The 18,567-nt window shown below is 52.6% G+C and carries 14 protein-coding genes; 10 read left to right on the forward strand and 4 right to left on the reverse strand.

Annotated elements, in window-relative coordinates; translation table 11 throughout:
• Positions 1-138: 138 nt before the first annotated feature.
• From pepA to BM191_RS08275, 4 genes are all read left to right on the forward strand, one after another.
• Entirely contained in the window at positions 139-1,650 is a 1,512-nt protein-coding gene (pepA, locus tag BM191_RS08260) for a leucyl aminopeptidase (RefSeq protein WP_092877019.1), read from the forward strand.
• Positions 1,651-1,778: 128 nt separating this feature from the next.
• Positions 1,779-2,237 (forward strand): DNA polymerase III subunit chi, encoded by a 459-nt coding sequence (locus BM191_RS08265; protein ID WP_092877266.1) that lies wholly within the window; start codon positions 1,779-1,781, stop codon positions 2,235-2,237.
• A gap of 5 nt (positions 2,238-2,242) precedes the next feature.
• The gene (locus tag BM191_RS08270) at positions 2,243-5,098 is read left to right on the forward strand and encodes a valine--tRNA ligase (RefSeq protein WP_092877021.1); all 2,856 of its coding nucleotides are present in this window, start codon (positions 2,243-2,245) and stop codon (positions 5,096-5,098) included.
• 250 nt (positions 5,099-5,348) lie between these two features.
• The gene (locus BM191_RS08275) at positions 5,349-5,843 is read left to right on the forward strand and encodes a GNAT family N-acetyltransferase (RefSeq protein WP_407927868.1); all 495 of its coding nucleotides are present in this window, start codon (positions 5,349-5,351) and stop codon (positions 5,841-5,843) included.
• A gap of 121 nt (positions 5,844-5,964) precedes the next feature.
• Here BM191_RS08275 and miaE read toward each other — a convergent pair whose 3' ends face one another.
• Both miaE and rraB read right to left on the reverse strand, forming a co-directional pair.
• Positions 5,965-6,726, reverse strand: coding sequence for a tRNA isopentenyl-2-thiomethyl-A-37 hydroxylase MiaE (miaE, locus tag BM191_RS08280; RefSeq protein WP_092877025.1), 762 nt, complete (start codon positions 6,724-6,726; stop codon positions 5,965-5,967).
• A gap of 62 nt (positions 6,727-6,788) precedes the next feature.
• Positions 6,789-7,208: a ribonuclease E inhibitor RraB gene (gene rraB, locus BM191_RS08285; protein ID WP_092877027.1), complete on the reverse strand. Its 420-nt coding sequence runs from the start codon at positions 7,206-7,208 to the stop codon at positions 6,789-6,791.
• A gap of 153 nt (positions 7,209-7,361) precedes the next feature.
• On the opposite strand from rraB, the gene argF reads away from it, so the two are divergent.
• The 4 genes from argF to ridA all read left to right on the forward strand — a co-directional run bounded on the left by argF (position 7,362) and on the right by ridA (position 10,534).
• Positions 7,362-8,375, forward strand: coding sequence for an ornithine carbamoyltransferase (argF, locus tag BM191_RS08290; RefSeq protein ID WP_092877029.1), 1,014 nt, complete (start codon positions 7,362-7,364; stop codon positions 8,373-8,375).
• Positions 8,376-8,666: 291 nt separating this feature from the next.
• On the forward strand, positions 8,667-9,602 hold the full coding sequence (pyrB, locus tag BM191_RS08295; protein ID WP_092877031.1) for an aspartate carbamoyltransferase: 936 nt from the start codon (positions 8,667-8,669) through the stop codon (positions 9,600-9,602).
• A gap of 10 nt (positions 9,603-9,612) precedes the next feature.
• On the forward strand, positions 9,613-10,077 hold the full coding sequence (gene pyrI, locus BM191_RS08300; RefSeq protein ID WP_092877033.1) for an aspartate carbamoyltransferase regulatory subunit: 465 nt from the start codon (positions 9,613-9,615) through the stop codon (positions 10,075-10,077).
• 70 nt (positions 10,078-10,147) lie between these two features.
• Positions 10,148-10,534: a 2-iminobutanoate/2-iminopropanoate deaminase gene (gene ridA / locus BM191_RS08305; RefSeq protein ID WP_092877035.1), complete on the forward strand. Its 387-nt coding sequence runs from the start codon at positions 10,148-10,150 to the stop codon at positions 10,532-10,534.
• Between the two features lie 45 nt (positions 10,535-10,579).
• Here ridA and BM191_RS08310 read toward each other — a convergent pair whose 3' ends face one another.
• Positions 10,580-12,970: a beta-N-acetylhexosaminidase gene (locus tag BM191_RS08310; protein ID WP_092877038.1), complete on the reverse strand. Its 2,391-nt coding sequence runs from the start codon at positions 12,968-12,970 to the stop codon at positions 10,580-10,582.
• 99 nt (positions 12,971-13,069) lie between these two features.
• Positions 13,070-15,649 carry a DEAD/DEAH box helicase gene (locus BM191_RS08315; protein WP_092877040.1) on the reverse strand — a complete coding sequence of 860 codons (2,580 nt, stop codon included), beginning with the start codon at positions 15,647-15,649 and terminating at the stop codon, positions 13,070-13,072.
• A 224-nt stretch (positions 15,650-15,873) separates the two neighbouring features.
• Here BM191_RS08315 and nrdD point away from each other — a divergent pair, with 224 nt between their 5' ends.
• Together nrdD and nrdG are read left to right on the forward strand one after the other, a co-directional pair.
• Positions 15,874-18,006, forward strand: coding sequence for an anaerobic ribonucleoside-triphosphate reductase (gene nrdD, locus BM191_RS08320; protein ID WP_092877042.1), 2,133 nt, complete (start codon positions 15,874-15,876; stop codon positions 18,004-18,006).
• Positions 18,006-18,470: an anaerobic ribonucleoside-triphosphate reductase-activating protein gene (gene nrdG / locus BM191_RS08325; RefSeq protein ID WP_092877044.1), complete on the forward strand. Its 465-nt coding sequence runs from the start codon at positions 18,006-18,008 to the stop codon at positions 18,468-18,470. The genes nrdD and nrdG overlap by 1 nt, the downstream gene beginning before the upstream one ends.
• Positions 18,471-18,567 lie beyond the last annotated feature (97 nt).

An 18,567-nucleotide genomic window follows, 5' to 3' on the forward strand; every position in this document is an offset into this window, starting at 1 on the left:
TGTACCAAAATTTTAACACCCTGCACCACCAGATTTCCGTTTAATCAACGGCGATTTATTACCGTGGCAATATGCTGTACTAAAACGTACCATTCTATCTGCAGCAAACGCCGTTGTCTTTAAGATTCAGGAGAATGCATGGAGTTCAGTGTAAAAAGCGGTAGTCCGGAAAAACAGCGTAGCGCCTGTATCGTGGTAGGCGTTTTCGAACCGCGCCGTCTGTCACCTGTTGCAGAACAGCTGGATAAAATCAGCGATGGCTACATCAGCGCCCTACTGCGCCGTGGGGAACTTGAGGGCAAAGTAGGCCAGACGCTGCTGCTGCATCACGTGCCTGACATTCTCTCCGAGCGTATCTTGTTGATTGGCTGCGGCAAGGAGCGCGAGCTCGATGAACGTCAGTACAAGCAGGTTATTCAGAAAACAATTAATACACTTAACGATACCGGCTCAATGGAAGCGGTCTGTTTTCTAACGGAGCTACATGTTAAAGGGCGTAATACCTACTGGAAAGTGCGTCAGGCGGTCGAAACTGCAAAAGAGACGCTTTATTCATTTGACCAGTTAAAAAGTAACAAAACTGAACCGCGCCGCCCGCTGCGTAAAATGGTGTTTAACGTCCCCACCCGTCGCGAGCTAACCTGCGGTGAGCGCGCGATACAGCACGGTCTGGCAGTAGCTGCGGGCATCAAAGCCGCAAAAGATCTGGGCAATATGCCGCCAAATATCTGTAATCCGGCCTATCTGGCTTCCCAGGCGCGTCAGTTGGCTGACAGTTTCAATAAGAATATCAGCACCCGCGTCATCGGCGAACAGCAGATGAAAGAGCTTGGCATGAATGCTTACCTGGCGGTCGGCGCTGGCTCGCAAAATGAGTCCCTGATGTCAGTGATTGAATACAAAGGAAACCCGGCGCCAGACGCCCGGCCAATCGTGCTGATCGGCAAGGGTCTGACCTTCGACGCGGGAGGCATTTCGCTCAAGCCTGCCGAAGCCATGGACGAAATGAAATACGACATGTGTGGCGCCGCCTCAGTATATGGCGTCATGCGCATGGTGGCCGAGCTAAACCTGCCTTTGAATGTCATCGGCGTACTGGCGGGCTGCGAAAATATGCCGGATGGCTGCGCTATGCGTCCCGGCGATGTTCTGACCACCATGTCCGGTCAGACGGTAGAAGTGCTTAATACGGATGCTGAAGGCCGTCTGGTTCTCTGCGATGTGCTGACTTATGTTGAACGTTTTGAACCAGAAACGGTGATTGATGTCGCTACCCTGACCGGCGCCTGCGTGATTGCGCTTGGCCATCATATCAGTGGTCTGATATCAAACCATAATCCTCTGGCTCATGAGCTGATTAGTGCCTCGGAGCAATCGGGGGATCGTGCATGGCGTCTGCCAATCGCTGATGAGTACCAGGAACAGCTGGAGTCTAACTTTGCTGATATGGCAAATATCGGCGGCCGGCCTGGTGGTGCAATTACCGCTGCCTGCTTCCTGGCACGCTTTGCGCGTAAATATAACTGGGCGCATCTCGATATTGCAGGCACCGCCTGGCGTTCAGGTAAAGCCAAAGGGGCAACCGGTCGCCCGGTCGCCCTGCTCTCGCAGTTCCTGCTGAACCGCGCCGGGCTGAATGGGGAAGAGTGACGCTGTCCTGTCGGCGCGCTGCAGCGACAAGCTGTTAACGTTTCCGGTTAAGGATAATTTGTCCAGCCGGAGCATTGCTTAATCTACCGGGCGGGCGCCACCTCGTCCGCTTGACTATCTGGCCGCTTATGAAAAACGCAACCTTCTATCTGATGGAGTCCAGCGAAGTCGCTGACGGTCTCAGTGCCGTCGAGGCGCTGGTATGCGAGCTGGCAGGAGAGCGCTGGCGCGCGGGTAAGCGGGTACTGGTTGCCTGCGAATCTGAAGAGCAGGCTAACCGACTTGATGAGGCAATCTGGCAGCGACCGGTCGATGCATTTATTCCCCATAATTTAGCGGGGGAAGGACCCGGTTACGGCGCGCCGGTTGAACTGGCCTGGCCTCAGCGGCGTGGCAACGCACCGCGCGATCTGCTGATTAGCCTGCTGCCGCAGTTTGCAGATTTTGCCACCGCTTTCTATGAAGTGATAGACTTTGTCCCTCACGAAGAATCTTTGAAACAGCAGGCGCGTGAACGCTATAAAGCCTACCGCACCGCCGGCTTCCACTTGAATACGGCCACGCCTTTACAGCCGCAAATGACATAGTAGAAATGGAAAAGACATATAACCCGCAAGATATCGAACAGCCGCTTTACGAGCACTGGGAAAAGCAGGGCTACTTTAAGCCAAACGGCGATACCAGCCAGCAAAGTTTCTGCATCATGATCCCGCCGCCAAACGTCACCGGTAGCTTGCATATGGGTCACGCCTTCCAGCAGACCATCATGGATACCCTGATTCGTTACCAGCGGATGCAGGGAAAAAACACCCTCTGGCAGGCAGGAACCGATCACGCTGGCATCGCCACTCAGATGGTGGTTGAACGTAAAATTGCCGCGGAAGAAGGTAAAACGCGCCATGATTATGGCCGCGACGCTTTTATTGAAAAAATCTGGCAGTGGAAAGCGGAATCCGGCGGAACGATCACCCGCCAGATGCGCCGTCTCGGTGACTCTGTGGATTGGGAACGCGAACGTTTCACTATGGATGACGGCCTGTCTAACGCAGTCAAAGAGGTGTTTGTCCGGTTGTACAAAGAGGACCTGATTTATCGCGGCAAACGTCTGGTTAATTGGGATCCGAAGCTACGCACAGCAATTTCCGATCTTGAAGTTGAAAATCGCGAGTCAAAAGGCTCAATGTGGCACATCCGCTATCCACTGGCTGACGGCGCAAAAACCGCTGATGGCAAAGATTATTTAGTGGTCGCTACTACGCGTCCGGAAACCCTGCTGGGTGATACCGGCGTAGCCGTTAATCCCGATGATCCCCGTTATAAAGATCTGATCGGTAAGTTTATTCTGCTGCCGTTAGTGAATCGTCGCATTCCGGTAGTCGGTGATGAACACGCGGATATGGAAAAAGGTACCGGCTGTGTAAAGATCACGCCAGCGCACGACTTTAATGACTATGAGGTGGGTAAACGTCACGGTCTGCCAATGATTAACATTCTGACCTTTGATGGCGATATCCGTGAGCGCGCCCAGGTATTTGATACTCATGGTCAGGAGTCAACCACTTACGACGCGGCGATCCCAGCGCAGTTCCATAATCTGGAGCGCTTTGCCGCCCGTAAGGCGATCGTCGCCGCCATCGATGATATGGATCTGCTTGCTGAGATCAAACCTCACGATTTAACCGTACCTTACGGCGATCGCGGTGGCGTGGTGATCGAGCCAATGCTAACCGATCAATGGTATGTCCGCACCGCTCCGCTGGCGAAAGTGGCGGTTGAGGCCGTAGAAAACGGCGACATCCAGTTTGTACCTAAGCAGTACGAAAATATGTATTTTTCCTGGATGCGTGACATTCAGGACTGGTGCATCTCGCGCCAGCTTTGGTGGGGCCATCGCATTCCAGCCTGGTATGACGATGCTGGCAACGTCTACGTTGGTCGTAACGAAGAAGAAGTTCGTCAGGAAAATCAGCTGCCAGCAGAGGTGGCGCTGCGCCAGGATGAAGACGTGCTGGATACCTGGTTCTCTTCTGGCCTGTGGACCTTTTCCACACTCGGCTGGCCAGAAAATACTGAAGCATTACGCCAGTTCCATCCAACCAGCGTGCTGGTAAGCGGCTTCGATATCATCTTTTTCTGGATTGCGCGCATGATCATGCTCACCATGCACTTCATTAAAGATGAAAACGGCAAGCCCCAGGTGCCGTTCAAAACCGTGTATATGACCGGGCTGATCCGCGATGAAGAAGGGCAGAAAATGTCCAAATCCAAAGGCAACGTTATCGATCCGCTGGACATGGTTGATGGGATCTCCCTCGAAGCGCTGCTGGAAAAACGCACCGGCAATATGATGCAACCTCAACTGGCTGAAAAGATCCGCAAGCGCACTGAGAAGCAGTTTCCCAACGGTATTGAGCCTCATGGTACCGATGCGCTGCGCTTTACCCTGGCGGCGCTGGCCTCCACCGGCCGTGATATCAACTGGGATATGAAGCGCCTGGAAGGCTATCGTAACTTCTGTAATAAGCTGTGGAACGCCAGCCGCTTCGTGCTGATGAATACCGAAGATCAGGACTGCGGCCAGCACGGTGGTGAAAGGATACTATCGCTGGCCGATCGTTGGATCCTCAGCGAATTCAATCAGACGGTGAAAGGCTACCGCGATGCACTGGATAATTATCGCTTCGATATTGCGGCGAACATTCTGTATGACTTTACGTGGAATCAGTTCTGTGACTGGTACCTGGAGCTGACAAAACCGGTAATGAACGGCGGTACTGCCGCTGAACTGCGTGGCACTCGCCATACACTGGTGGAAGTGCTCGAAGCGCTGCTGCGCCTGGCGCATCCGATAATTCCGTTTATTACTGAAACCATCTGGCAGCGGATTAAAGTGCTGAAAGGCATTAGCGCCGATACGATCATGTTACAGCCGATGCCTGCCTATGATGCGGACAAAGTCGATGCTGTGGCGCAGGCTGACACCGAATGGCTGAAACAGGCCATCATTGCCGTGCGTAACATTCGAGCCGAGATGAACCTTTCTCCGGCGAAGCCACTGACCTTGCTGCTACGTGGCGCCAACGCCGATGCCGAGCGGCGTGTGAGTCAAAACCGCAGCTTCCTGTCAACGCTGGCACGCCTGGATGACATCACCGTGCTGCCAGCCAGTGATAAAGGCCCGATATCTGTCACCAAACTGGTAGAAGGCGCTGAGCTGCTGATCCCTATGGCTGGTCTGATCGATAAAGCGGCGGAGTCAGAGCGCCTGAGCAAAGAAATTATTCGACTGGAAGGCGAAATAGGACGTATTGCCAGCAAGTTGCATAATGAAGGTTTTGTCGCGCGTGCCCCGGAAGCGGTTGTGGTGAAAGAGCGTGAGAAAATGGAGGGTTACCAGCAGGCAAAAGCCAAAATAGCCGAGCAGCTTGAGGTAATTAAAGGTCTCTAGTCCGACGGCCGGAGGCGGCGCTTGCAGCCTCCGGTTTTAGTAAATGCCGCACGTGGATTTACGTCTTAAAAACCGTCACGACTGACAATCACTCTTCTTTTCGAAACACACGAGACAGATATTTTTCAGTCTAATCTGTCGCTTCAAACGCAGTCAGGATAATGACTTACTTCCCCATTGCATATGCAAGGCAGTGATGTTATTACAACTTTTTAGTCCAGGTTGATGCTGAACCAATGTGATGAGTACCATGCATAATATTGATTTGCTGCTGCGTCCGCTAAGCGCCGCTGATAATCCCGCCATCGCCGGGGTGATCCGCGACGTCTCCGCTGAGTTTGGCCTGACCGCTGATCGTGGCTACACGGTGGCCGATCCTAACCTCGACCACCTTTATGAGTTATACAGCCAACCGGACAGCGCCTACTGGGTGGTGGAGCTGGATGGTTACGTGGTTGGCGGCGGAGGCATAGCGCCCTTGCAGTGCTGCACCGAGGCTATATGTGAATTGCAGAAGATGTATTTTCTACCAGTAGCACGCGGGCAGGGGCTGGCGCGAACGCTGGCACTGAAGGCAATGGGATTTGCTCGCGAGCAAGGCTATCAGCACTGCTATCTGGAAACCACCGCCTTGCTCACAAGAGCCATCAGGCTGTATGAACAGCTTGGCTTTAAGCATATCGACAGCGCGATGGGCTGCACCGGCCATGTCGATTGCGAAGTCAGAATGCTCAAAACACTTTAAGAGCATGAAAAGGGCCGGTCACGATGGCCGGCGATTTTTAGCGTGCGGGCTAAGCGTATTCCCAGGGTTATGCAACGCCTCATCAGGCAGCGAAACTCCTTTTCCGCCCCAAGCAATAAAACTAAAAAGCCGGGATACCGCTGTGAAAGCGCAGTTCACCATCTTGCTCACTGATCAGACGCGCTTCTGTCTCCCCGATTTTTCTCACCCGGGGCAGAATATCAACCGGCGATATCTGCTGCGCCAGCGCCAGATAATCCTGATAGTGGCGAGCCTCAGAGCGCAGCAATGAGATGTAGAAAGCAGCCAGCGCCTTGTCCAGCAGAGGGGCAAGGCTGGCAAAGCGTTCACACGAGCGTGCTTCAATATAAGCACCACAAATCAGCTTATCGACTAACGTATCAGGTTCGTGTGTGGTCACTTCGCGCATGAGCCCTTTGGCATAGCGACTGGCGGTTATTTTGCGATAGCTGATACCCCGCGCCTGCATGATTTCCCAGACCTGATAAAAATGATGCAGCTCTTCTTTAATCAGCAGTACCATCTTTTCTACCAATTCGTCCGCCCAGGGCAACGCATTGCGTACGATAATGCGCTTAGTCAGATTACGATGCGCATTAACGAAATCGCTGTCATGATGTTCTCGATAAATAAAGTCTTCATAGGGTTTGAGCCAGCTGAGAATGGCATCACCGCTCGGCTTATCGGCAACATATTTACGAATGAGCCATGTCGCGGTCTGCGCAGCTTTAAGCTCACAGACCAGATGATCGGTCAGTAAGAGTGGCAGATTTTCTGGCTGAGCGGCAACATCGAGCCATCGCTGAGGGGTCCGGCATTGCAGGAAAGCGTGGATTGGGGAAAGCAGATCATCGTATTTCATGATTCAACGTCAATGTCATGGTAGCGGGCTGGCGCGCGAACCGGCGCGCCGTCATGCGTCAATTAATGGCGAATACCGTCGTCGTCGTCGTCGATGTAGTCACCGTCCTGTCCGTCATCCTCGGCGTCAGGATCTTCGAAATAAGTCCCCCAACCGTCATAATCAACGTTAAATTTACCCGCTAACGTCACAAGCTGTTCAACCTGTTCATCAATCAAATCAGCATTCAACGCCAGTTCACTGACAATATCGCAACACATGACTTTACTGCCGTCTTCGAGTTCCAGCTCATCAGGATCGCTGACTTCATACCCTAATTTAAACGCCTCAATGGCGGCTTTTTCCAGCGCATCGAAGTTAGCACAGGATAGGTGATGCTCGATGGCATAGAGCGCGTCAGGATCGCTGCCATCTTCCAGTAACTCATCAATAATCAGCCGGGTCTCTTCGCGCTGCTCTTCCAGCAATTCTTCATAAGCCATGATGCAACTCCTCAGTTAGCACAGATAATTAAAGCATTTTCCCACAGCACTCCGGGCACCACTACCCTAAACAGAAAAAGTTTATTCGCCACAGGGTTGAAAAAGAATATTCATGCGGTTACATTGAATTTTCATTCAATAAAGGGATGTATTATGCGTCAACTTTACCAACGTCATTTACTCAGGCTTCTCGATTTTACTCCCAGTGAGATAAACGTGCTGTTGACGCTGGCCACTTCGCTAAAAGCAGCCAAAAAGCAAGGCAAAGAAGTGCAGCGACTTACAGGTAAAAATATTGCGCTCATCTTCGAAAAAGACTCAACCCGAACCCGTTGCTCTTTCGAAGTTGCCGCTTACGACCAGGGGGCAAAAGTCACGTATCTCGGCTCCAGTGGCAGCCAGATTGGTCATAAAGAGTCAATAAAGGACACCGCCAGGGTGCTGGGAAGACTTTATGACGGTATCCAGTATCGCGGATATGGCCAATCGCTGGTTGAAACGCTGGCACAGTATGCCGGGGTTCCTGTGTGGAACGGCCTGACAAACGAATTTCATCCAACTCAGATCCTCGCTGACCTGCTTACGATGCAAGAGCAGCTGCCGGAGAAGCCATTGAGTGCCATGACGCTGGTTTACGTCGGCGATGCCCGTTACAACATGGGTAACAGCATGCTTGAAGCCGCTGCCGTAGCCGGCCTGGATTTGCGCATCATTGCACCGCGAAGCTGCTGGCCGCAGCAACAGCTTGTTGATGAGTGCCGACAAGCGGCGCAAGCCAGCGGAGGCCGCATCACACTGACCGAAGATGTCGCAGGCGGAGTTAAAGGCGCTGATTTTATCTATACCGACGTGTGGGTGTCGATGGGCGAACCGAAAGCGGTCTGGCAACAGCGGATCGAACTGCTACGCCCTTATCAGGTTAACCGCGAGATGCTGGAACTCACTGGCAATCCGCAGGTAAAATTTCTTCACTGCCTGCCTGCATTTCATGACGATGAAACCACGCTAGGACAACAGATCGCTGGGCAATACAATCTGCCGGGTGGCATGGAGGTTACTGATGAGGTATTTGAATCAGAGCACAGCGTTGTTTTTGACCAGGCCGAAAACCGTATGCATAGCATCAAAGCGGTATTGGTAGCGACGCTGAGCCCGGCGGCGTATTGATATCCTCGACCCACCAGCCATACTCAAAGCTGATGAATTTAAACCACGGTTTTAAAAGGCAACGATGCATTGACGGGCTTGATAAGCGATCTGACATGCGTATAATTCCCGAAAATTTGCCAGGAGGAAGTATGCGATTGCGCGCGTTGAACATTGCTGATAATCCCGCCTTTATTACAGGCGAACAGCGCCGGACTTTCCTCCGTGGTCATTACGATCTTAAGAAGCCCCTTTATTAAGGGGTTTTTTTTTGTCTTCAAACAGAGTTCAGCACGGCATCCGGAGGGTAACATGACCAACCCGCTGTATAAAAAGCATATTATCTCTATCAATGATCTAAACCGTGAGGAACTGGAGCTGGTGCTGGATACCGCCTCGCGTTTGAAATCCAGTCCTCAGCCAGAACTACTGAAACATAAAGTGATTGCCAGCTGCTTTTTTGAAGCGTCAACCCGTACACGCCTGTCGTTTGAAACTGCAATACAGCGCCTGGGCGCGGCTGTCGTGGGATTTCCTGACGGCAGCAATACTTCCCTCAGCAAAAAGGGAGAGTCGCTGGCTGACACTATTTCAGTTATTAGCACCTACGTTGACGCAATCGTGATGCGCCATCCACAGGAGGGCGCCGCCCGTCTGGCTTCCGAGTTTTCCTCGGGCATTCCGGTACTCAACGCTGGCGACGGCGCCAATCAACATCCCACGCAAACCCTGTTGGACCTATTTACCCTTCAGCAGACTCAGCATCGTCTGAGCCATCTGAAAGTAGCGATGGTCGGCGATTTGAAATATGGCCGCACCGTCCATTCACTTACTCAGGCGCTGGCGAAATTTGATGGCAATTGTTTCTATTTTATCGCACCTGATGCGCTGGCAATGCCGGGCTATATTACCTCTATGCTGGATGAAAAAGGGATTCACTGGTCGCGCCACAGTAGTATTGAGGACGTGATTACTGAGGTTGATATTCTCTATATGACGCGCGTTCAGAAGGAGCGCCTTGACCCATCGGAATATGCCAACGTTAAAGCCCAGTTTGTTTTGCGTGCTGCCGATCTTGCCGGAGCGCGCGATAATCTGAAAGTGCTGCATCCATTACCGCGCATTGATGAGATTGCCACCGACGTCGACGAAACCCCCTATGCCTGGTACTTCCAGCAGGCCGGAAACGGTATCTTTGCCCGTCAGGCATTGCTGGCTCTGGTTTTGAACAGCGAACTGCCGCAATAAGGAGCACGAGATGAAGCACGATAATAAATTGCAGGTTGAAGCGATCAAAAGCGGCACGGTGATTGATCACATTCCGGCTCAGGTTGGCTTTAAGCTGCTCTCGCTCTTTCGCCTTACCGAAACCGAACAGCGTATCACCATTGGCCTTAACCTTCCTTCGGGCGAAATGGGACGTAAGGATTTGATTAAGATTGAAAACACCTTTTTGACGGAGGAACAAATTAATCAGCTTGCCGTTTATGCGCCACACGCCACGGTAAACCGTATTGATGATTATCAGGTAGTCGCTAAAGCGGTACCGACGCTACCGGAGATCATCGACCGGGTACTAACCTGCCCGAACAGTAACTGTATCAGCCGCAGCGAACCCGTGATTTCCAGCTTCGCTGTGAAGCAACGCGAAAAGGAAATCCATCTGCAATGCAAATATTGCGAAAAAGAGTTCGCACATCATGTCGTTTTAGGAAACGGCTAACACGGCAGGCGTTGATGAATAGTCCCGGCGAGGCGTATTATCATACTCTTTCATTTTAAGGGAGAAGGTTATGTCACGCGAAATCAGTACGGAAAACGCGCCAGCGGCAATTGGTCCTTACGTACAGGCCGTTGACCTCGGCAACATGATAATGACCTCCGGCCAGATCCCGGTCGATCCAAAAACTGGCCTTGTTGCGGATGATATCGCCGCGCAAACGCGCCAGTCGTTGGCGAACGTCAAAGCAATCATTGAAGCCGCCGGTCTAAAAGTGGGCGATATTGTAAAAACGACGGTATTTGTTAAAGACCTCAACGACTTTGCTATCGTAAACAGCACCTACGAGGCCTTCTTTAATCAGCATCAGGCTAGTTTCCCGGCCCGCTCATGCGTGGAAGTGGCTCGCCTGCCTAAAGATGTAAAGATTGAAATCGAAGCCATTGCATTGCGCCGCTGAGGCCCGACGTTGAAACAGACCCGGCATGCTGCCGGGTCTGATAGATTACTTTTCTGCTCTCAGTAAGGTTTCAATCGGACGAACTAACGCATTTACCGTTTCATCCTGTACTTGTGCCGCATCACTCAACTGGTCGTGCATATTCGCCATTTCATGCGCGCCAAAAGTCCTATCGCTTTCGATAGCGTCAACCACCGCTAAACCAATGGTGCAGATCTTCGCAGTATACAGGGCCAGAGGCTTTAACGCGTGTAGCTGATAGTTTTGCTCCAGCAGCGGCATGACCTGTGGCACTATGCCCTGCCAGCGCAACAGCTTCTGCCGGATTGCTTGTGCAGCGTGCTTGTCACCCCGGTTTTCTACCAATCGGTTAACTAATCCCTGCAGTTCGCGCGCCGAATTACTTTCCGCCGGCAATACATCTGCCAGTCGATTAAGCGGCTCAAACTGATTATCTTGCCCGGCGAGGAATCTAAGATGACTCCGGGTATTAGCTTGCGCAGGCTCCAGAATTTCTGCGAATATTTGCAGCGGCAGAATATTGCTATTATTAGCAAGGCGCATCATTTGTACCTGCGTCTGGGCGTGCTGCTGCAAACCCACCGAAACGGTTGACCAGAGGTCGACGGCCTTCAGCCGTTGATACATGCTGTTTTCATCGGTGATATTTTTTGCCGACCAAAGCCGTTCAGCAACGACAAACATTTGCGGCCATAGCTTAACATCGATGATACGGGCGTTAACCAGCGACGACCATAGCATGGCCTCACCACCCAGAATATTAGCCTGCCGGGTACTTTCTGGCACTATCGGTTGCATACCCCGCGGCATCGCGGCCAGTCGGCTGCCTGTCAATAGATAGCGCACATTACCGACAAGAGCATAGCCACTCATCCGATTATTGTTAAAGGTGACGACGGGTTCTATCACGCTCATCCAGCTGTCCACGCGGAATGTCACCTGATGGGGTGACAACCAGCGAATATTACGCACCATGCGGCGCGACCTGCCATCAAAGTCGATGAATCCCCGGGTGCCATTTTTACCCTCAATCAGCGTAAAAGAACCCGTGACTGCCTTACCCTTTAGCATCGGCATGGTAAATAGCCAGCTTTGGGTATATTCATCGTCCTGAGCGCGATCGGCACCGTTTAACGGCCGCAGTTCAGGATCGTTGCGATAGTAATACGCGGCGGGTTGTGGTTGATTCATATAAAATCCGCTGGATAAAATACCGCGGTAGTTCGCGCGGGCAACAGCAGCGAGCGAATCCTGTCCCTGCCAGGACTGGATCAGGGTGTCAGGCGATAAATCCCGATGAAATATTCGGTCCCAACCGACCATACGGCGTTTGTGTGCGGTGAGTATTTTTTCTACACGTCGGTAAAAATAGTCTTGCACCGCCTCCACATTCTTCAGATTATGTTCTTTCATAAATTGCTGAATGCGCGCCGAGTTATTCCACTGGCTGGGATCAATCTCATCGCCGCCTATATGCAAATAACTATCGGGAAAGATAGTCGTCATCTCTCCGACCAACGAGTCAATGAACTGATAAACCTGCTCATTGCTGGGATCGAGTAAAATCTTCATCACTCCCCAGCTTCGCCCGATTTTATAGTTGCCGGGGGCGCTTATCAGTGACGGTATGGCCGCCGCCAGCGCGCCAGTATGCCCCGGCAAATCCACCTCCGGCACCACCCGTATCCCGCGATCGCGGGCATAAGCCACGATATCGCGCATTTGCTGCTGGGTATAAAACAGTCCATCACTGCCTTTCTCCGTCAGCACAGGATAGTTTTGCGAAGCAAAACGCCAACCCTGATCATCGGTAAGATGCCAGTGAAACACGTTCAAACGCGCCGCAGCCATGCCGTCCAGCTGACGCTTAATATCTTCAACTGGCAGGAAATGGCGGGCCGAATCCAGCAGGAGACCGCGCCAGGCAAAACGTGGCTTATCGTTGATTGTAACCCAAGGGATAAAGCTGGACTGACGGCCATTTTCCACCAGTTGCAATAACGTCTCCATTCCACGCAACGCACCGAAACGCGTCGCGGCGTACAGCACTACGCCGTTCTTATCGACCTGCAGGCAATAGCTTTCATCACTTTGCAGATTAGGCAGCGGATCAACGCGTTTAGCGATACGAATGCTGATCATCGGCTGTGGGAGATTAATCACCTGGGGCTGTAACTCCCAGCCGGTCTGGCGGGCAAGGCGCTCACGCCAACGCATCATCGCATCACCCAAGTCGTCACCGCTAACGGAAATAGCAAGCTGATCGTTAAGAATCAGTTGCCCGCCGCCAGCGGGCTGCATGACCTCCTGCGGCCAGGGCATCAGCGGTAAAAAATCTGCTGTCTTAGCAGACAGCGCTGGCGGAACAACAGCCAGAGCAAGCGCAAACGAGGTAAACTGCAAAACGCGCAGCATGGAGGCTCCATCAAACCATCAGGTTTAGGTGTGCAAAAAATCCGGTAAAAGATATTCAGTCATAGTCATTAAATCACTAGCTGGAAAACGCGCGTATGCTCAGTTACTTAGCAGATCAGTCAGCTCCTCATCGCTCAACAGAGCCGTTTCATCCGGCCCGTCTTGTAAAATACTCTCCGCCAAAGACGCTTTTTTCTGTTGCAGATTGACGATTTTTTCCTCAATGCTGCCTGCGATGATCAGCTTATAGACGAAAACCGCTTTCTGCTGACCGATACGCCACGCACGATCTGTCGCCTGATTTTCTGCCGCCGGATTCCACCAGGGATCGTAGTGGATCACCGTATCGGCAGCGGTCAGATTCAGCCCCACCCCACCCGCTTTCAAACTGATGAGAAATACCGGCACCTCTCCACGCTGGAAGCGCTCTACAGGCGCCTGCCGATCGCGGGTGCTGCCGGTCAGCACGGCATATTCAACCCCGGCCTTTTTCAGTTCGTCGGCGATTAGCCCCAGCATTTCGGTAAACTGCGAAAAAATCAGTATGCGGCGATCTTCAGCCAGCAGCGCTGGCAGCATTTCCCGCAGCATTGTCAGTTTGGCCGATTGACGAACGCCGGCGGCTCTGTCCAGTCGCATCAGGCGCGGATCGCAACAGATCTGACGCAGCTTCAGCAGTGCATCAAGCACCTGGATGCGGCTCGATGCATTGCCACGCTGACTGACGGACAGCCTGATTTGGCTCTCCAGCGAAGCGCGTACCGTTTCATACAGGTCGCGCTGCGCATCCCCAAATACGATACGGCGTATTATACTGCTTTTTGGCGGCAGCTCTTTGACAACCTCCAGCTTGCGCCGTCGCAGCATAAAAGGTCGCACCCTGTGCGACAACAGCGCACGGCGGGTAAGATCGCCATCGCGTTCAATCGGCAGGCGCCACTGGTGCAAAAAATCTTTCTCGCTGCCAAAGAAACCAGGCATTAAAAAATCAAATTGCGCCCAAAGCTCACCGAGGTGGTTCTCCAGCGGGGTTCCCGTCAGACAAAGACGGTGGCGCGCCTGCAGCTTACGAATAGCTCGTCCGGCCTGAGAATGCGGATTTTTAACGTATTGCGCTTCGTCGAGGATCAGTAGATGCCAGCGTTGAGGCCTTAGCGTCAATTGATCACGCCATAATAATGGATAGCTGGTCAACACGACATCGTATTGATGGAGCTGAGAAAAATGTTCACGACGCTGTGCACCGCTAAGCGGTAACACTCGCAGGTCGGGTGCAAAGCGCGCTGCTTCACTTAACCAGTTATAGATAAGCGTGGTCGGCACCACGATTAACGCTGGGTGATTCAATCTGCCACTCTCTTTTTCCAACAGCAAATGCGCCAGAGTCTGAACCGTTTTTCCCAGCCCCATATCGTCGGCCAGTACGCCGGCCATAGATTGCCGACTTAATGCCTGCATCCAGCTTACGCCTTGCTGCTGATAATCCCGCAGAATCGTTTTTAACCCTGCGGGCGGAGTTACCGCCGGCAACTCACGCGGGTTTTGTCGCCCAGCGCTTAACGCTTGCAGCGCAGTCTCATCTGCGGCTTGCCAGCTTCCGCTTTGAGACATTGCTGCCAGGCGCCCCCCCTCCCAAAGCGGCAGCTGTAGCGTTGCACTGACCGTTTCACCCTCGGGCAGTAGGTCAATCAGGCCACCGACCAGGGGTTTCAACTGCCCCGCTGGCATCGCCAGTCGCTCATTATTGACGCTGCATAGCTCAAAAATCTCATCGTCGGCAATCGTATTAAGATCGCCACTCCGCCAGCGCGTATCCTGCGCGAGCAAATGCGGCATCATTGGCAGCAACGCTATACGCCGCTGACCAACACAGGCATCGAGGCTAATTTCAAGATAGCCCTTTCTACGCTGGCTCACCCGGGCGCTAACCGCCTCGATATCAGTGCGATTCCAGGTGAAATCGTCATCCAGTGAAACCAGCCAGCCTTTGGCTTTTAATGCCGGTAATAGCTGCCTGATAATACGCCGCCAGTCATCAGTTCGCTCGGGAACAAACAGCCGCTCGGGTAACGGTGATGTAGGAGGCGTGTAAATATGTCCGGCTGGCACGACATGCAGACCAGCGTCCAGCAATTCATCCAACCAGCGCTGCTCTTTTTCTGGCTGGCGCACCACCAGCCAGCATTGTCCATCATCGTCGGTAAAAAGGTTTTCACTGCTGCCAGCGTCTACCATCACCTCGCGATAGCGAAATGACAGTGCGGCAAAATCCAGCCGTTTTTGCCGGTGACCATAGCGACCATAGCCACTGACAAAGCGGGAACGTGATTGCAGATGTATAGCGGGAACGGGATCGACGCAAAGTGACAGCGGCGTCAATATCACCTCTTTTTTCGCCGACTGTTGCTGTAGATCTGCGAGCATTATCGCAGCGACATGGCGGCAGTTGGTATGAACCGGACAGGTGCATTCACCGCTGACATGTAACTTGCCCTGTGGAGTACTGAAATGCACAACCACTCTCCAGGGCTCGTCTCCGACGCCGGGTATTTCGCCAGTCAGCAGATTAGGCTGTCGCTGAAGATTTTGCACTCTGGAGATCAAACCCTGCGCTTTGGCTACAGTTCCTGCGCCTAACCAGCGCCTGACCTGAGCTGCGTCATAGGTGAAAGAAGACATGAATACCCTCATGGGTCCTTATACGAACGCTTTTTACCGCATAACCGAAAATAGTAACGATCTGCGACGGTGGGATGCAACCTGCATTATCCTCGCGATGGCATTTTATTCACCTTTCTCTGTTCATTGATCTGCATCAATCGCAACGTGCTTAATTTTAACCAGACGCTACATATTGGGTCTATTATCCTAAAAAAACCCTATATATTGTAAAGGAGCAGCGCGTGGCGACGGTGGTAATCAAGCGGGATGGTTGCAGAGTGGCATTCGATGCCTCGCGTATTGAGCAGGCTATTCACCGGGCAGCGGAAGCTGCCGGAGTTGCAGATCGCGATTTGAGTCAGACAATTACGGATGCAGTCAGTGATAGCTTACAGACTCAACCCGAGGTCGATATCAGTGAAATTCAACGTTCTGTAGAGAACGCGCTGATGGCAAGCCGCTGGCCTGAAGTGGCGCGCTGCTGGATTGAGTATCGTCACGACCGCGACCTGGCTCGCGAGCAGCGGAGCCGCCTTAGTACTGCCATTCGTGGCCTGATTGAACAAAGCGATGCGGCGCTGCTGACCGAAAATGCCAACAAAGACGGCAAAGTTATCCCGACCCAACGCGATCTGTTAGCCGGCATCGTGGCAAAGCATTACGCCACGCGCTATTTGTTACCCCGCGATGTTGTTCAGGGGCATGAACGCGGCGAAATTCATTATCACGACCTCGATTACGCGCCTTTTTTTCCGATGTTTAATTGCATGCTTATCGATCTGAAAGGCATGCTGACTCATGGTTTTAAAATGGGCAACGCGGAAATTGAACCGCCAAAATCTATCGCCACCGCTACCGCGGTTACCGCACAAATTATTGCGCAGGTAGCCAGTCACATCTACGGCGGCACGACGATTAATCGCATTGATGAAGTGCTGGCCCCCTATGTGGACGCCAGTCGCGAGAAACACCGGGCTATCGCCCTTCAGTGGAATATTGCGGATGTTGACGGCTACGCAGATGAACGCACGGAGAAAGAGTGCTATGACGCCTTCCAGTCGCTGGAGTACGAGGTTAATACCTTGCACACAGCCAATGGACAGACGCCTTTCGTCACCTTTGGCTTTGGTCTGGGCACCGAACCTGCTGCGCGCCTGATTCAACAGTCTATTTTGAAAAATCGCCTGGCGGGTCTGGGTAAAAATCGTAAAACCGCCGTGTTTCCCAAGCTGGTATTTGCACTGCGCGACGGCGTGAATTTACGTGCAAAGGATGCGAATTACGACATTAAACAGCTGGCGCTGCGCTGTGCCAGTCAGAGAATGTATCCCGATATTCTCAACTATGAGCAGGTAGTCAAAGTCACTGGCTCCTTTAAAACCCCAATGGGCTGTCGCAGTTTCCTCGGAGTGTACCAGGAAAACGGCGAGACGATTCATGAAGGGCGCAACAATATTGGCGTTATCAGCCTCAATCTACCCCGTATTGCGCTGGAGGCTGCTGGCGACGAGCCGCGTTTCTGGTCACTTCTGGATGAACGGCTGGCGCTGGCAAAAAGCGCATTGATGACCCGCGTAGCGCGCCTGGAGGGTGTAAAAGCCCGCGTAGCACCCATTCTCTATATGGAGGGTGCCTGCGGCGTACGTTTACAACCCGACGACGACGTCGCCTCGCTGTTTCGCAACGGCAGAGCAACTCTGTCATTGGGATATATCGGACTGCACGAGACGATTAACGCACTGTACGGCACCGAATGCCATCTTTTCGACTCACCGCCGCGCCGTGATAAGGCGCTGGCCATTGTTCAGCGTTTGCGCTTAGCAACTGAAGAATGGAAAACCGAAACTGGCTATGGGTTCAGCCTGTACAGTACACCGAGTGAAAATCTGTGCGACCGCTTCTGCCGCCTTGATGCTGCCCGGTTCGGTATTATTGAGGGAGTAACGGATAAAGGCTTTTACACTAACAGCTTCCATCTTGATGTGGAAAAAAATGTGAACCCTTATGACAAACTCGACTTCGAAGCGCCCTATCCGCCAGTCACCAGCGGCGGCTTCATTTGCTACGGCGAGTACCCGAACTTACAGCACAACCTCAAGGCACTTGAAGACGTCTGGGATTATAGCTATAGCCGGGTTCCCTACTACGGCACCAATACTCCGATCGATGAATGTTACCAATGCGGCTATACCGGCGAATTTCATTGCACCAGCAAAGGTTTTGTTTGCCCACGCTGTGGTAACCACGATCCTGCCAGCGTTTCCGTAACCCGAAGAGTATGTGGCTATCTGGGTAGCCCCGATGCGCGGCCGTTTAACGCGGGTAAGCAAGAGGAAGTCAAACGGCGCGTGAAACATTTATCTCCGGGGGGCTGATGAATATCCAGCAATATTATCCGGTCGACGTGATAAACGGCCCAGGCACGCGCTGTACACTATTTGTTTCTGGATGCGAACATCAGTGCCCAGGTTGCTATAACCAGTGCACCTGGCGTACCGATAGCGGCGTGCCTTTTACCATCGAGCGAGAGGAGCAGCTAATTGCCGATCTTAAAGACAGCCGCATACCCCGGCAAGGTCTCTCGCTTTCTGGCGGCGATCCGCTACATCCGCACAATGTGGCCGATATTCTGAGGCTGGTTAAACGGGTCAGGCGAGAGTGTGCCGGGAAAGATGTCTGGCTTTGGACCGGATACCGGCTGCAAGAACTAAGCGATGCGCAGCGGGAGGTCGTTGCCCAACTGGATGTTCTGGTGGACGGTCGCTTTGAGCAGGCCTTAAAAGATCCGGCGCTGGTGTGGCGCGGCAGCAGCAACCAGATTATTCATCGGCTACGTTGAGATTAATTGCAAGCCCGACACGCATGAAGCAAGGCTCATTACTTTTCCTGATACTGTGGATATAAAAATTGCGGAATAATCCTGGTTGCATTACGGA

The organism is Izhakiella capsodis, assembly GCF_900115045.1.
Taxonomy (GTDB): domain Bacteria; phylum Pseudomonadota; class Gammaproteobacteria; order Enterobacterales; family Enterobacteriaceae; genus Izhakiella; species Izhakiella capsodis.

Excerpts from the sequence above, each read along its gene's own strand:
- pepA (WP_092877019.1), top strand. The coding sequence starts at position 139 with ATGGAGTTCAGTGTAAAAAGCGGTAGTCCGGAAAAACAGCGTAGCGCC.
- BM191_RS08265 (WP_092877266.1), top strand. The coding sequence starts at position 1,779 with ATGAAAAACGCAACCTTCTATCTGATGGAGTCCAGCGAAGTCGCTGAC.
- BM191_RS08270 (WP_092877021.1), top strand. The coding sequence starts at position 2,243 with ATGGAAAAGACATATAACCCGCAAGATATCGAACAGCCGCTTTACGAG.
- BM191_RS08275 (WP_407927868.1), top strand. The coding sequence starts at position 5,349 with ATGCATAATATTGATTTGCTGCTGCGTCCGCTAAGCGCCGCTGATAAT.
- miaE (WP_092877025.1), bottom strand. The coding sequence starts at position 6,726 with ATGAAATACGATGATCTGCTTTCCCCAATCCACGCTTTCCTGCAATGC.
- rraB (WP_092877027.1), bottom strand. The coding sequence starts at position 7,208 with ATGGCTTATGAAGAATTGCTGGAAGAGCAGCGCGAAGAGACCCGGCTG.
- argF (WP_092877029.1), top strand. The coding sequence starts at position 7,362 with ATGCGTCAACTTTACCAACGTCATTTACTCAGGCTTCTCGATTTTACT.
- pyrB (WP_092877031.1), top strand. The coding sequence starts at position 8,667 with ATGACCAACCCGCTGTATAAAAAGCATATTATCTCTATCAATGATCTA.
- pyrI (WP_092877033.1), top strand. The coding sequence starts at position 9,613 with ATGAAGCACGATAATAAATTGCAGGTTGAAGCGATCAAAAGCGGCACG.
- ridA (WP_092877035.1), top strand. The coding sequence starts at position 10,148 with ATGTCACGCGAAATCAGTACGGAAAACGCGCCAGCGGCAATTGGTCCT.
- BM191_RS08310 (WP_092877038.1), bottom strand. The coding sequence starts at position 12,970 with ATGCTGCGCGTTTTGCAGTTTACCTCGTTTGCGCTTGCTCTGGCTGTT.
- BM191_RS08315 (WP_092877040.1), bottom strand. The coding sequence starts at position 15,649 with ATGTCTTCTTTCACCTATGACGCAGCTCAGGTCAGGCGCTGGTTAGGC.
- nrdG (WP_092877044.1), top strand. The coding sequence starts at position 18,006 with ATGAATATCCAGCAATATTATCCGGTCGACGTGATAAACGGCCCAGGC.